Source organism: Thalassospira lohafexi (genome assembly GCF_002844275.1).
In the GTDB taxonomy this organism is placed as follows: domain Bacteria; phylum Pseudomonadota; class Alphaproteobacteria; order Rhodospirillales; family Thalassospiraceae; genus Thalassospira; species Thalassospira lohafexi.
Genome location: NZ_NXGX01000007.1, coordinates 148,241 through 162,265, shown reverse-complemented (window position 1 = coordinate 162,265; position 14,025 = coordinate 148,241). Strand labels below are relative to the sequence as shown.

General features: G+C 53.7%; 16 protein-coding genes and 1 tRNA gene. 10 read left to right on the top strand and 7 right to left on the bottom strand.

The annotated features are described in order from the left end of the window. The first annotated feature begins 91 nt into the window (after positions 1-91). From COO92_RS17550 to COO92_RS22115, 6 genes are all read left to right on the top strand, one after another. A complete protein-coding gene (locus COO92_RS17550) occupies positions 92-646 on the top strand; it encodes a DUF2975 domain-containing protein (protein ID WP_101304251.1) in 555 nt (184 codons plus the stop codon). Continuing rightward, positions 646-852: a helix-turn-helix domain-containing protein gene (locus tag COO92_RS17545; RefSeq protein ID WP_101304249.1), complete on the top strand. Its 207-nt coding sequence runs from the start codon at positions 646-648 to the stop codon at positions 850-852. The genes COO92_RS17550 and COO92_RS17545 overlap by 1 nt, the downstream gene beginning before the upstream one ends. A 134-nt stretch (positions 853-986) precedes the next feature. Beyond that, on the top strand, positions 987-1,262 hold the full coding sequence (locus COO92_RS17540; protein ID WP_022733203.1) for a hypothetical protein: 276 nt from the start codon (positions 987-989) through the stop codon (positions 1,260-1,262). A 140-nt stretch (positions 1,263-1,402) separates the two neighbouring features. After that, positions 1,403-1,819: an MAPEG family protein gene (locus COO92_RS17535; protein WP_101304247.1), complete on the top strand. Its 417-nt coding sequence runs from the start codon at positions 1,403-1,405 to the stop codon at positions 1,817-1,819. 172 nt (positions 1,820-1,991) lie between these two features. Then, positions 1,992-2,744, top strand: a complete 753-nt coding sequence (locus tag COO92_RS17530; protein WP_101304245.1) for an SDR family NAD(P)-dependent oxidoreductase — start codon at positions 1,992-1,994, stop codon at positions 2,742-2,744. 7 nt (positions 2,745-2,751) lie between these two features. Beyond that, a complete protein-coding gene (locus tag COO92_RS22115) occupies positions 2,752-2,904 on the top strand; it encodes a hypothetical protein (RefSeq protein WP_165792394.1) in 153 nt (50 codons plus the stop codon). 28 nt (positions 2,905-2,932) lie between these two features. Here COO92_RS22115 and COO92_RS17525 read toward each other — a convergent pair whose 3' ends face one another. Next, positions 2,933-3,823: a LysR family transcriptional regulator gene (locus COO92_RS17525; protein WP_101304369.1), complete on the bottom strand. Its 891-nt coding sequence runs from the start codon at positions 3,821-3,823 to the stop codon at positions 2,933-2,935. Between the two features lie 123 nt (positions 3,824-3,946). On the opposite strand from COO92_RS17525, the gene COO92_RS17520 reads away from it, so the two are divergent. Next, positions 3,947-4,672 carry an NAD(P)H-dependent oxidoreductase gene (locus COO92_RS17520; RefSeq protein WP_101304243.1) on the top strand — a complete coding sequence of 242 codons (726 nt, stop codon included), beginning with the start codon at positions 3,947-3,949 and terminating at the stop codon, positions 4,670-4,672. A 102-nt stretch (positions 4,673-4,774) separates the two neighbouring features. Here COO92_RS17520 and guaA read toward each other — a convergent pair whose 3' ends face one another. Beyond that, a complete protein-coding gene (gene guaA / locus COO92_RS17515) occupies positions 4,775-6,328 on the bottom strand; it encodes a glutamine-hydrolyzing GMP synthase (RefSeq protein WP_101304241.1) in 1,554 nt (517 codons plus the stop codon). Between the two features lie 290 nt (positions 6,329-6,618). Here guaA and COO92_RS17510 point away from each other — a divergent pair, with 290 nt between their 5' ends. Next, on the top strand, positions 6,619-6,975 hold the full coding sequence (locus tag COO92_RS17510; RefSeq protein WP_101304239.1) for a hypothetical protein: 357 nt from the start codon (positions 6,619-6,621) through the stop codon (positions 6,973-6,975). A gap of 233 nt (positions 6,976-7,208) precedes the next feature. Here the strand turns inward: COO92_RS17510 and COO92_RS17505 are convergent, their stop codons facing one another. From COO92_RS17505 to COO92_RS17485, 5 genes are all read right to left on the bottom strand, one after another. Continuing rightward, positions 7,209-8,546 carry an RsmB/NOP family class I SAM-dependent RNA methyltransferase gene (locus tag COO92_RS17505; protein ID WP_101304237.1) on the bottom strand — a complete coding sequence of 446 codons (1,338 nt, stop codon included), beginning with the start codon at positions 8,544-8,546 and terminating at the stop codon, positions 7,209-7,211. A 201-nt stretch (positions 8,547-8,747) separates the two neighbouring features. Next, positions 8,748-10,214 (bottom strand): IMP dehydrogenase, encoded by a 1,467-nt coding sequence (gene guaB / locus COO92_RS17500; RefSeq protein ID WP_101304235.1) that lies wholly within the window; start codon positions 10,212-10,214, stop codon positions 8,748-8,750. Positions 10,215-10,443: 229 nt separating this feature from the next. Then, the gene (locus COO92_RS17495; protein WP_101304234.1) at positions 10,444-10,968 is read right to left on the bottom strand and encodes a PAS domain-containing protein; all 525 of its coding nucleotides are present in this window, start codon (positions 10,966-10,968) and stop codon (positions 10,444-10,446) included. 207 nt (positions 10,969-11,175) lie between these two features. Continuing rightward, positions 11,176-11,982: an RlmE family RNA methyltransferase gene (locus tag COO92_RS17490; RefSeq protein ID WP_022733213.1), complete on the bottom strand. Its 807-nt coding sequence runs from the start codon at positions 11,980-11,982 to the stop codon at positions 11,176-11,178. Positions 11,983-12,054: 72 nt separating this feature from the next. Continuing rightward, the gene (locus COO92_RS17485) at positions 12,055-13,245 is read right to left on the bottom strand and encodes a Ppx/GppA phosphatase family protein (RefSeq protein ID WP_240626496.1); all 1,191 of its coding nucleotides are present in this window, start codon (positions 13,243-13,245) and stop codon (positions 12,055-12,057) included. 247 nt (positions 13,246-13,492) lie between these two features. On the opposite strand from COO92_RS17485, the gene COO92_RS17480 reads away from it, so the two are divergent. Both COO92_RS17480 and COO92_RS17475 read left to right on the top strand, forming a co-directional pair. After that, positions 13,493-13,566 (top strand) — tRNA-Gln (locus tag COO92_RS17480). A gap of 118 nt (positions 13,567-13,684) precedes the next feature. Further along, positions 13,685-13,924: a GIY-YIG nuclease family protein gene (locus COO92_RS17475; RefSeq protein ID WP_101304232.1), complete on the top strand. Its 240-nt coding sequence runs from the start codon at positions 13,685-13,687 to the stop codon at positions 13,922-13,924. Positions 13,925-14,025 lie beyond the last annotated feature (101 nt).

Sequence of the window (14,025 nt, the reverse complement as noted above, 5' to 3'; positions counted from 1 at the left end):
GAATCCTGATTGACTCTTTTCGATAATTTATTCATGTTTTACATTAATTAAATCGTGATATTTCGAAATCATCCTATCAGGAGTCCCACATATGCCAACCCCGTCAACATCTAACACGTTTAAACGTGTCCGCATGGTCAGCACACTCCTGCACTGGACCTGTGCTGTAGCAATTCTTTTTCAGGTTTGCGTCGTTCCACTTATCTGGTACGCGCCGGGCTGGGCCGAGGTCAGCACCAGTCAGATGACGGTTAGCCTTGCCGAACTTCACGCCCTGTCGGGTTGGCAGAAATATGTCACGATGGTAGTGATGATGATCCCGTCGCTGGTGATGGCCTATGGGCTCTATCGCCTGCGCAAAATGTTTGTCGCCTTTGCCTGCGACGTCATCTTCAATCCTGAACCGATCCTGCACCTAAAGGCGTTTGGCATCGCGCTTTTGGCGCAAACCCTGATCAAACCCATGACCGGGGCACTAACATCGGTTCTTGCCACCTTCCACCGCCCGGAAGGCGAGCGCGTTTTATCCATCGGGCTTAGCAATGCCGAGGCCAGCACACTTTTCCTTGGCGGGCTGATCATCGTCATTGCCTGGGTCCTGGGCGAAGCGGTTCGCATTGATACTGAAAACCGGAGTTTTGTCTGATGACCATCATTGTCCGGCTGGATGTGATGCTGGCAACACGCAAAATGAAGTCCAAGGACCTTGCGGCAAAAATCGGCATTAGCGAACAGAACCTGTCGCTTTTGAAATCGGGGAAAGTGCGCGGTGTGCGGTTTGAAACGCTGGCCGCCATCTGCAAGGAACTTGACTGCCAGCCCGGTGATCTTCTTGAATTTGAGAAACCCTGATAAACGCCAAGCTCCTTCAAGCACTGAAGACGAGTGTGGCATCCCTCATGCCATGAAATTGCCTTTGATCCGACATTGGCTGTCATCATTGACTTCTATCTCATAGGTGACAGCCATTTTCAAAGGAGGCATCCATGACGCCGCGCCCGATCCCGGAGCACGCAAAACTGCAACAGACTTTCAAGGACTGGGAGTTTGGTCTGGCTGCACATTGCAAGAACTCGGAAACTGGTATTGAACCGCTGCCCAGCGAAGTGGTTCAGGCATGGGATGATATGGAAGTCGCGTGGAATGCAATAAAGGATCACGCCCCCAATCCGTCCGAGGCCGAAGTTACCCGGTTTCACGCGGCCAATCGTCGCCTGCAACAGGTTTGGGAAGACATGATCTCAAACAAACATCCGCGCTAACCAGTGTCTATATAACGCTTCTGATCCACTTATACCGGACGGAGCGTGCTCCAAGGCATGCGACTTAGATCCCCTAAAACTGATCCAGTTGCCGGGCATATTACGTAGGGCATTCATCACCCGTAAAATTTGGATTTCCAGTGACCTACGAACTTTCAATTCTTGTGCTCAATGCAATACTCTGCCTGACGTTTCCGTGGGTCTATAATTATGCCTATGCCAAGCAACCCGGTGTCGGCGGCAAACGCTTGATGGGCAATCGCGATAACCTGCCTGAACGCAGCGGTGTCGCCGCGCGCGGGTTGCGGGCACATCAAAACCATCTGGAAAACCTTTTACCCTTTGCGATCATTGTCCTGACCGCGCATGTCACAGGCACATCAAACACGGTAACGATTACCTGTGCAGTGGTTTTCCTGCTTTGCCGTCTGGCGCATGCCACTTTTTACATCGCAGGCATCAGCAGGCTTCCGGGCATCAACGGTGTGCGCTCGATTGTCTATTTCATCTGCGTGATTTCGATGCTGGTTTATGCGGCTCAGTTGTTCATTTACTAGAGCCCTCTTCGTTTAATAGCAGATTTACGCAACCACCCCCGATCTGATGCTTGCCGTGCCCTGTTTGATTTGACTAAATGGGGCAACAACAGGTGTGCACGAGATAACAGCACCGACACCGATGGCCAAATGCCGCGGTGATAAGGGAATGTTTCAGGAAAGGACGTTTGGAATGACGCAGAAAGTAGCCTTGGTCACGGGTTCCGCACGCGGGATCGGACTTGCAACTGCCAAACTGTTTATTGAACAGGGCTGGTGCGTGGCGATGATTGATCGTGACGGGGATGAGCTAAAATCTGCGTCTGCTGATATGTCCGGCGCCAAACCGTTCGTATGTGACGTTTCAGTCCCAAAGCAGGTTGACCAGATGGTTGATGCGGTGCTGTCCGCATTCGGGCGTATTGATGCGGTTGTTAACAACGCCGGGGTGGCCGACTTTCTGCCGATTGAGGAAACCGACTTTGCCGCATGGCGCCGGATTATGGACACCAACCTTGACGGGGTGTTTCTTGTCTCACAGGCGGCCATTCCGGCACTCAAGGAAACCAAGGGCGCGATTGTTAATATCGGCTCGATTTCCGGCCTTAGGGCATCAACCCTTCGTGTCGCCTATGGCACATCAAAGGCTGCGGTTATTCACATGACCAAGCAACAGGCGGCCGAGCTTGGTGAATATGGCATTCGTGCCAACTGCGTCTGCCCTGGCCCTGTGAAAACCAAACTGGCGATGGCGGTGCATTCACCGGAAATCATCTCGGCCTATCTCGATGCCATGCCGCTTAACCGCTATGGCAATGAAACCGAAATCGGCGAGGTGATTACGTTTCTGTGCTCGGACAAGGCAAGCTTTGTCACCGGACAGATCATTGCCGCAGATGGTGGATTCGAAAATGTTGGTGTCGGATTGCCTGCGCTGAGGAGCTAAGTTTTAAATGCGCCCGTTTCGCCTGATCATTCTGATCGTTGCAACAGTGTCGCTGTCATCGTGTCTGACCTTTAACTGGCAGCGCAGTGTGCAACAGGCGCTATCTAATGCGTGCAATTCGACGGATGATTGCGGGTCGGATGGGCCCCCGCCCAACTAAGGGCTTCGGCGGGCGAAACCATACCTGTCTATTGATCGGTTTCCACCGCCGTCCCGCCCAATTTCGGCGCCAAATGGCGCATCGCATCATGGATGAAATTCAGCACTGCACGGATACGCGCGGTTCGTTGTAAATCAGGATGGGTGAGAAGCCATAGGTCTGTGGCAAGCGGATCAATCGGATCACCAACACGAATTAGCTCTTGAGCCCCATCGCCAAGGTAACAGGGCAAAATGCCCTGCCCGGCTTTATTGCGAAGGGCTGCGAACATGCCCATGATCGTATCGCAGTGATAATCGCACTGTGCAAGAAACCCGTTTTGATCCATCCAGTTACGTAACGGTGGATACCCCATGGCGTCATCCGGGCCGACCCAGTTGGCATAATGATCAGGTGGTAAATCGCGATGGCGATAGATGGCCTGTGTGATCACGCCAACCTTTTTGCCGACAAGAATTTCTGGCGGGTTTGTCGCGGGACGAAGGGCGACATCGGCCTCGCGCCGCGACAAGTCAAAAAGATTATTCGATGCAATCACCTCAAGCGCGATATCGGGAAAAGTGCTTCGAAACCTTGACAGTATTGGGCTGAGGACACCCCAGAGCAACGTATCGGTTGTGGTCAGTCGAACTGTGCCCGATGGTTTCAGGTCCCGACCAATTACCCGGCGTTCGACTGCGGAAATTGCAGCGGCAATGTCGTGTGCGTTGTCGGCAACTTCCTGTCCGGCGGTCGTGACCTGATATCCGCGACGGTCACGAAGGAACAGCTCAACACCAAGATGGTCTTCAAGATCATTCAGGCGCCGAAACACCGTGGCATGGCTCACTCCCAACTGGCGTGCTGCCCCTGATAACGATCCCTTTTCGGCAATCGCCAGCACAATTTTCAGATCATCCCAGTTAAGGTCACTGTTCATTTTTGCAAACTCACTTGCCAAATTCATCGAATTTACCGACACAGATAAACAATCATAGGATGCCGCCAATTCGCCGTAAAGCCGGAAGAAAGCCAACAACGGCCTAACATCGAAAGGCGCATCATGAAAATCCTGATTGTTCATGCCCACCCGGAACCACACTCTTTTAACGCCAGCATGACGCACAAAGCCGGTGATGCCCTGCGCCGTGCCGGGCACCAGGTCACAGTGTCCGACCTTTATGCCGAGGGTTTCGATCCTGTCGAGGCTCCCCGCCATTACCAAGACCGTGAAAATCGGGATGTTTTCTCCCCGCTTGGTGAACAACGTCATGCCTATAAGGGCGGAACACTTGCCCCGGATGTAGCCCGAGAGATTGACCGTCTGGAGCAGGCCGATTTGCTTATTCTGCAATTCCCGCTTTGGTGGCATGGCATGCCCGCCATTTTGAAAGGATGGATGGACCGGGTGTTTGTCAGTGGTGGTCTTTACAGCAGCAAGATGCGCTATGACGCCGGTTATTTTCGGGGCAAGCGCGCCCTTGTTTCCATGACCAGTGGTGCACCGGCGCAGGCCTTTGGCCCCGGCGCACGGGGTGGCGATCCCGACACGTTGTTGTGGCCGGTGCATTATTCGCTGCATTATATGGGCTTTACGGTCCTGCCCCCCTTTACCGCTTACGGCGTGCAAGGCCATGGATACAGCTATCAATCGAACGATGCGCTTGGACGCCACCTTCAAGCTTTGCTTGATGGTTGGGTGGAACATGTGACGCAGATTGACAATGCAAAACCGCTAAGCTTTCCGGGGTGGCAGGACTGGGATGTTGATGGGCGAGCACTGCGTTAAGCCTTTCCGCCCCCATCGCCCACCGTGAGTGGGCTTAAAGTATCAAAACAAAACGGCGCGCCCCTTGGGACGCGCCGTTTGCAGTTTACGATTTCGGAAAACTTATTCCCACTCGATGGTTCCGGGTGGTTTGGAGGTAAAGTCGTAGGTGACACGGTTAATGCCGTTGACTTCATTGATGATCCGGTTGGCGATGCGGCCCAGAAGTTCTGGCGGGTACGGGAAGAAATCCGCCGTCATGCCATCGGTTGAGGTCACTGCGCGCAACGCGCAGGCATAGTCGTATGTCCGACCATCGCCCATCACGCCAACGGTACGGACCGGCAGCAGCACGGCAAAGGCCTGCCAAATCGCGTCATACAGGCCCGCGTTGCGGATTTCTTCGAGGTAAATCGCATCGGCCTTGCGAAGGATATCAAGCTTTTCACGCGTGATCGGCTGTCCGGGGATGCGGATCGCAAGCCCCGGTCCCGGGAACGGATGACGCCCGACGAAGCTATCGGGCAGGCCCAGTTCACGGCCAAGGTCACGGACTTCGTCCTTGAACAATTCACGGAGCGGCTCCACCAGTTGCATGTTCATGCGTTCTGGCAAACCACCGACATTGTGGTGTGATTTAATCGTGACGGACGGCCCGCCGGTGAATGACACGCTTTCGATCACGTCAGGATAGAGTGTGCCCTGTGCAAGGAAATCTGCACCGCCGATTTTCTTGGCTTCTTCTTCGAATGTTTCGATGAAGAGACGACCGATGGTTTTGCGTTTGGTTTCCGGATCAATTTCACCTTCGATGGCATCGATAAAGGTGTCAGTGGCATCCACATGGACCAACGGAATGTTGTAATGATCGCGGAACAGGGTAACGACCTGATCGGCCTCGCCCGAGCGCATGAAACCGTGATCGACAAACACACAGGTCAGTTGATCACCAATCGCTTCGTGGATCAGAACCGCGGTGACGGAGCTATCAACACCGCCCGACAGGCCACAAATGACTTTGCCATCACCGACCTGTTTGCGGATTTTTTCAATCGCATCGTCTTTATAGGCATTCATCGTCCAGTCGCCAGAACACCCGGCAACGCCGTGGGTGAAGTTTTTGAGCAACTGCGCACCATGCGGGGTATGGACCACTTCGGGGTGGAACTGCACGGCATAGAATTTCTTGTCATCATTGGCGATGGCGGCAAACGGGGCGCCATCGGATTTGCCAACAACCCGGAAGCCATCAGGCAGCGCATCAACGCGGTCGCCGTGGCTCATCCAGACCTGTTCGCGTGCACCTTCGGCCCAAGTGCCGGTAAACAGCGCGCAATCTTCGATCACATCAACAAAGGCGCGACCAAATTCACGGTGGTCAGATGTCGCGACCTTGCCGCCCAGCTGATTGACCATGGTTTGCTGACCATAGCAAATGCCCAGAACCGGCACACCAAGATCAAACACGCGGGCCGGGGCAGATGGTGCCTTGTCCCAATGGACAGACGCCGGACCACCCGAAAGGATGACCGCCTTGGGGGCATATTCATCCAGGAATTCATCCGAGATGTTATTAAAAGGGTGGATCTCGCTATAGACACCGCTTTCACGTACGCGACGTGCAATAAGCTGGGTGACCTGGGATCCGAAATCAATAATCAGCACGCGATCAGTCATCGGGCCGTATCTCCGTCGAAGATGGGGTTGCGCCGTACATACGCCAAACCATCGTTATGGGCAACCCGGCGCAAACCGTCACCCACCGATGCATTCAAAAAACTTTCACCCATAAACCGGGTGTTTGGGGATAATTGCGACCTTTTTGAGCACTTCGTCCCCTGAAAAATACACAATTGGTCCCTTTTTAAAGCGCAATGGGCAGGCACATTCACCTTTAACGGAACGCGGTCAAAAACGCGTCCACGCATGAGCACATCAACACTGATTAGAAATAGGGACACACAACCATGAGCAATTCCAAGGGTAGTAAAGTCGCACTTGCCGTCGCGGGTCTTATTCTTGTGGCCGGTGCCGCCACCGCCATTGCCATGACCCAGTCCAAAGGCGACAATCCGCTTGCGATTATCGGCGCCGAAGAAACCAGCAATGCGACCGGTGCGGTCAAAATCCCGAAAATCCCGGCACCGGATGCGGAAATCGGCGAAGCACAGCCCAAGTCCGATCCGATGGCAGACAGCAAGACTGAGGCCAGCCCAAAGACCGAAGAAGACGGTAGTGCGGTTCCGGGCATGAACAACTTGCTTAACAACGATGCCATGACCAAAGACGGCGCAACCAAAGAACCGGCCCAGAAGACAGAATAAGCTCTCTGTCTGATTTTCAGAGACGGGTTTGGTTTGGTGGCCCGAGCAGACTGTAGAAGATATCTTCAACGCAACTTTGCGTTCACGGTAAAATAAAACTGGCCCTGCAGCAGATGCGCGCAGGGCCTTTTTTATATGTGTCAGAGCCAAAGCCATAAGGCCGGGCAGAGCGGGCAGAGTAAGGGCGGTAGCGGGCAAGGATCGTTGGGGGTATGCCGCAACCACAAGCATCATTACTTTGCCTTGCCTTTTGCCGTGCGTTCAAACACCGCGACAAAGAAACCGTCAGTGCCGTGCACGTTGGGCGACAGGCGCAGCCATGGCTTGTCTTTACCGCCCGGTACCGGCACGGATTTTGGCGCATCGGGCCAGATGTCACTAATCGGAACCGGTTTGAAGTCCTTACGATCACGCATAAAGGTTTCGATCAGACGTTCGTTTTCCTCGGGCATGATCGAACAGGTCGCATAGATCAACCGACCACCACGTGTCACACGTGCGGCACCGGCTTTGAGGATTTTGCTTTGTTCGGCCATCATCGCACGGACATCGCGCTGGCCAATCCGCCAGCGCAGTGCCGGGTTACGGCGCAACGTGCCAAGGCCCGAACACGGAACGTCAAGCAAGACACGATCAAAGAACCCGGATTTGCTGCGCAACCATGTGTCGCGTTCATCAGAAATAATGCGTTGCTGGATGCAGTCGCCTGCCCCGGCACGGCGCGCACGCTTACGTGCATTATCAAGGCGCGCGGCATGGGTATCACAGGCAAGGATACGGCCCTTACCGCGCATATCAGCGGCAATACCAAGGGTTTTGCCGCCACCGCCTGCACACATATCAAGGATGGTCATGCCCGGCTTGGCATCAACAATATTGACGCAAATCTGGGATGCTTCGTCCTGAATTTCGATCAGGCCATCCTTATAGGCCGCCGTCACCAGCATGTTCAGTCCCAGCGGCAACCGAAGACCATTTGGCGCATACGGCGTTTTTTTGATGTTCTTGATGCCGTCCGCCTCAAGCGACTTGATGGCATCATCGACAGTCCCGCGTAAGCGGTTCACCCGCAGATCAAGCTTGGCAGGCTTATTATAAGCCGCCATTTCTTCGGGCAGGCTTTCATGATGGAGCTTGAGAAGTTCCGAATACAGCCATTTTGGCAGTTCGGTTTTCACAGCCCCGGGCTGCCCATCATGATCAAGCGTCTTGCCCGACAGTTTGTTGATCAGGTGCTTTTCATTGGGATGAAGCGGATCCGGGCAGAATTGTTCGCCGGTGAACCGGTCTTCGAGATCGGCGGGCTTCAAATTATCATGAAGCACCAGATCGGCAATCATGCGCGCCCGGCCGTCCTGGAATTCATAACCGCATTCTGCCAGCCACCAGCCCAGACGGGCCTGATGCCGGATCAGGTTATAAAAACGTTCGCTGATTTCACGGCGATCGCCACCGCCAATATAACGGCGTGATCCGAAATAGCCTGATACGACGCGATCTGCGTCGTCTCTGGTATGGGTCCAACCGTCATAAAGTTCAATGACGGCCGCGATACGAGCACCGGGTTTCAAAACGATTTTCCAACCTGTTTGCGAGGTGAGATCAACGATCCCTATATGGGACCGGAATGTTCACCTTACGATAAAAAAGCTGATGACGGCAGGAAAGCCTGCCGTCACCTAAAATTGTCTGCCGCTCATATCATGGCTTTAACCATTCGCCAACCACATCAAAATGCAGGGCAGACCAGCCAATCAAAAAGCAGCCCGCACTTAGCTGCCCGGACGGTAGTTCGGGGCTTCGCGGGTGATGGTCACATCGTGGGCATGGCTTTCGCGCAGGCCTGCATTGGTGATGCGAACAAACTCTGCACGTGCGCGGAAGTCGGCCAAGGTTGCCGAACCGGTATAACCCATTGATGCCTTAAGACCGCCCACCAGCTGATGGATGATCTGGCCTGCCGGGCCTTTGTACGGTACGCGACCTTCGATGCCTTCAGGCACCAGTTTCAGGTTGTCGCGAACGTCTTCCTGGAAATAGCGATCCGCTGAACCACGTGCCATCGCACCGACCGAGCCCATCCCGCGATAGGATTTATACGAACGGCCCTGATACAGGATAACTTCGCCCGGTGCCTCGTCGGTCCCAGCCAGAAGTGAGCCCACCATGCAGGTACTTGCACCTGCGGCCATCGCCTTGGCGATATCACCGGAAAACTTGATGCCACCATCGGCAATGATCGGGATATCAAGCTTGTGGGCCATCTCACCGCATTCCAAAACAGCGGTAAGCTGTGGAACGCCAACACCTGCAACAATACGGGTCGTACAAATCGACCCGGGGCCAATACCAACCTTCACCGCATCAGCACCGGCCTCAGACAGCGCCTTAACCGCATCGGCGGTGGCAACGTTACCGGCAATGATCTGGATATCGCCAAATTTTGCTTTGATCTGCTCAACAGCCTTGATCACACCAGAGGAATGACCGTGTGCGGTATCAATCACCAGAACATCAACGCCCGCTTCGATAAGGGCCGTTGCGCGCTCAAACCCGGCTTCGCCAACACCGGTTGCCGCTGCTGCGCGAAGACGACCACTTTCGTCCTTACAGGCGTTCGGGTGCAGTTTGGCTTTTTCGATGTCCTTGACCGTGATCAGGCCGGTACAGCGATAGGCATCATCAACCACCAGCAGCTTTTCAATGCGGTGTTGGTGCAAAAGCTTTTTGGCTTCTTCGGTATTTACGTTTTCGGTGACCGTGACCAGACCTTCAAAGGTCATCAGTTCGGAAACCGGCTGCGCGCGATTGGAGGCAAAACGCACATCGCGGTTGGTCAGGATGCCAACCAGCTTGTTTGTGCTGCGTTCGACAACCGGGATACCGGAAATGTGATTGATGTCCATAAGATCAAGCGCATCAGCCAGCGTCTGATCGGGATGAATGGTAATTGGGTTCACCACCATGCCCGATTCGAACTTCTTCACACGGCGAACTTCTTCGGCCTGCTGGACAATATCGAGGTTCTTGTGAATGACCCCCATGCCGCCATGCTGTGCCATCACAATCGCCATTGCACTTTCGGTTACGGTATCCATAGCCGAGGAAAGCAGCGGGATTTTCAGGTCAATCTTTTTGGTAATGCGGGTATTTGTCTGCACCTGAGCCGGCAACACTTCGGATGCGGCGGGCTTGATCAATACGTCGTCAAACGTCAGGGCTTCTGCTATGCGGGTCATCTGGCCACCTCGTTAATCTGAGTTGGCGCGGAACTTATACACGTTATGACCTATATGCCAAGTTTTCTGCGCCCATAACAGCCCTGCGAATTTATTGCTGCAATATTTTGTGCATTGCGTTAGAAACTGGTCGATGGGGCTGCCGTCAGGCAAGTCCCTTTTTTTGTTTTCCCAAACACTCGCAAACCGTCAAGCGTCTGGAAACCCCAAGCTGCTCGACACAAACGGCTTACAGGGTAAAAACAAACTGATCGTAATCAATTCCTGCATCCGCCAAAAGCGCCCCCAGCTTTGCCGTACTGCGCGCCATGCCTTCCTTACGGTTGCGTTCTTTTTCTTCTTCCTCGCACAGGGCTGCATACAGCGGGATGACCTGCTTTAGCGCATCACGACGCGGCACCCGGCGATTGGAATGATATCCGATGATCTTGCCATCCCGGCCGATAGTCGGCGTTACATTGGCCAGAACCCAGTAATGATCCCCGTTGGCACAGCGATTAATCACATAGGCAAAGATCTCGCGCCCCGCCGCAACCGTTTCCCACAGCAATGAAAAAACACATCGCGGCATATCGGGATGACGAATAATACTGTGGGGTTGGCCCAACAACTGCTTTTCGCTGTAGCCTGCGACACGCAGAAAAACATCGTTGGCGTAGGTGATACGCCCCTTGGTATCGGTTTTTGAGACGATGATTTCGGTATCATCGAAATAACGTTCGACACCCGTAAGAAACAACTGATCGTGCTTCATCCAATAGCCCCCGCGAATTCTGGTCAGATGGAACCAACCAAAACATCGTCAAAACGCTTGGACGTTCTGTGACCAAGCGTACCCACTTTGGAAGAAGTGTAACCCACAATCGACACGAAACTATTTGATATAGCGCAACGTCATTTGCGATTAATCACGATGTGCGTGACGAGGCCGCCACGCCGGAAACCGGTAAATTAGTCCGTGTTATTCAACCGGCGACCAATTGTCGTCTTCGGGGATTTCTGCGCTATTGATGTCGTTTTCGGCATTGTTCTGCCCACGGAAACCAGTCGCGATCAAATAGGCTTCCGGGCTTTCCGGGCGCGATGCCGGTGGTTTGGCGTGCTTGGAAACGCGGAAGTTCTTTTTCACCCGATTCAACAGATCGTTTTCCGTACCGCCCTTAAACACCTTGGCGATAAAAATACCGCCCGGTGCAAGAACTTCCTCGGCAAACAGCAATGCATGTTCGACCAGATCAATGATACGAATGTGATCAGTTTGACGGTGCCCGGTGGTTTCCGGAGACATATCGGAAATCACCGCATCAACCGGGCCCTGCAGGGCGTGTTTGATCATGTCGGGTGCTGCCGGATCAAGGAAATCGGCCTGAAGACAGGTCGCACCAGACAGACCTTCCCATTCAAGGATATCAAGGCCAACGACCTGACCTTTGCCTTGCTTTGAGCCGACCATATCGACCACAACCTGGGTCCAGCCACCCGGTGCAGCGCCCAAATCGACAATGCGCATTCCGGGGCGGAGCAAATCGAACTGGTTGTTGATTTCAATCAGCTTAAACGCCGCGCGCGACCGATAGCCAAGACGTTTTGCTTCTTGCACATAGGGGTCATTGAGCTGCCGGTCGAGCCAGCGGGTTGATGAAATCTTGCGCCCCTTGGCACTTTTGACACGTGTACGCAGGCCACGGCGTGCGCCGGTATCAATTGCGGCAATGGCCGAACCCTTGCGACGGCGTGAACCGCCTTTTCCGCTGCTATTGTCGCTCATGATATTTCCTGCACTGAATTCTGTGTTGACCAGCGTCCTGTCGGTTTCATCGAACCAATCGACGATGTCCGGTCAGGAGTTGGCTTTAATATGCGACACTGTATGACGGCGTGCATCGCACGGGTCAATAGCATGGCCGTCTGCACGCATCAAATCGACGAGAATTCCTTCTCGCAGGCCCCGATCGGCAACTTTAAGCGTCGCCAGCGGCCAGATATCCCGAATCGCAGCAAAGATCGCCGCCCCGGCATCCATCAGCTCGGCACGTTGATTGCCGATACAGGGATGGCCTTTGCGCTTGTCTGATTCCATGCGCAGCAACAATTCGGTCACGCGTTCAGCGTCATCAAATCGCAAATCTGATCCGTCAACCTTGTGACGTTCATAGCGTTCCAGACCAAGTGCAATGCCGCAGAAGGTCGTCACCGTGCCCGATGTGCCGACCATTTGTACCTTGTCGTCATCAAGCATATCCGAACAGCAATTGCGGCTGGCGAATTCTTCGAGCCGCTCGCGAATTTCGGTGCGCATTGCCTCAAACCGCTGGCGGCGTTCCTCGACCGAGGCATAACGTTCGGTCAGACACAACACTCCGCACGGCATCGACAATGTTTCAATACACTGGGTCTTGCCAGTGTTATCCACCTTGATCCAGCAAATCTCGGTACTGCCGCCGCCGATATCGAAGACCACGGCATAGGGACGTTCATCGAGAAGTGCCGAACAGGCCTGAAGCGCCAAACGGCTTTCTTCATCCGGATTGATGATATCAAGCGAAATGCCGGTTTCATCACGTACCCGTTGAATAAAATCGTCGCGATTGTTTGCCGAACGGCAGGCTTCTGTGGCAACGGCGCGCAAACTTGCGCCGGGGTGCTTGCGCAATTTTTTGGCGCACACGCGCAATGCATCAATCGCCCGATCCATTGCCGCCTCACAAAGATAGCCTTTTTCGCGCACCCCTTCGCCAAGGCGCACAACCCGCGAAAATGCATCAATGACCTTAAAACCATCATTGCACGGACGCGCAACCAAAAGCCGGCAGTTTGAACTGCCCAGATCAATGGCGGCATACAGCGGGGCGGTGATGCAATCGATCATGCGCGACGATGTTCCCACCGGTGTTCCGGTGTGAACCGTGGTGCCAGGTTTTGGCAACACAGGTTTTTCGCGCACTTCAAGCACGGCATGCTCGCCCATCGCAGCGCCGCCATCGGAGCTTACGGCCCCTTGCGAATTGCTATGAGGATGAACCTGCTTCACCTTTCCAAAACCTGCTTTCTATGACCAACGATCTATCTATGTCGCGCATCAACGCGTCAATTATATGACACGTTTGCGAATCAGCTATATGAGTGTAACGACAATCGCTGACAAGGCAAATGCCCTATGCAAGAAACACATGAATGAGCCTCTTCTGACAAAAAAGGGGTTGCCAAAGCCCACCCGGTTTTATAAATACCGCCCCACACCGAGGCGCATCACGCGTTGCAGTGCGGAAGACTTCTGCTGGGGAATAGGTTAACGGTAGACCTACGGACTCTGACTCCGTCAGTCCTGGTTCGAATCCAGGTTCCCCAGCCATCCGTCTTCGCTAATTTTGCCTGCGGCAAAATTTAGCTTCGACGAGATTTATTGAGGCGACGCGTGCGAAACGGAATGCCTCGCCATAGTTGAGTGAAGTGCAACGAAGGCGGGCTTTGTGTACTGCGTTTATATTTTACAAAGCATCAATCATCCTGAACATTTTTACGTCGGCTTAACGACGGACCTGAACAGACGTCTGGCGCAGCACAATAACGGTGCGTCCATACATACGAACAAGTTCAAGCCGTGGAAAGTCAGAACAACTGTAAACTTTGACGATCCCGCAAAAGCAGAAGATTTTGAAAAATATCTCAAATCCGGCTCAGGCCGCGCTTTTTGCAAAAAGCACTTCTGATTTAAGTGCCAAAACAGGCATACGAACGCGATAATTTATCAAAATCGGCATTTCCTGCTTACCCTGCCCACTCATTGCCTTGACAACCCATACCTGATCCA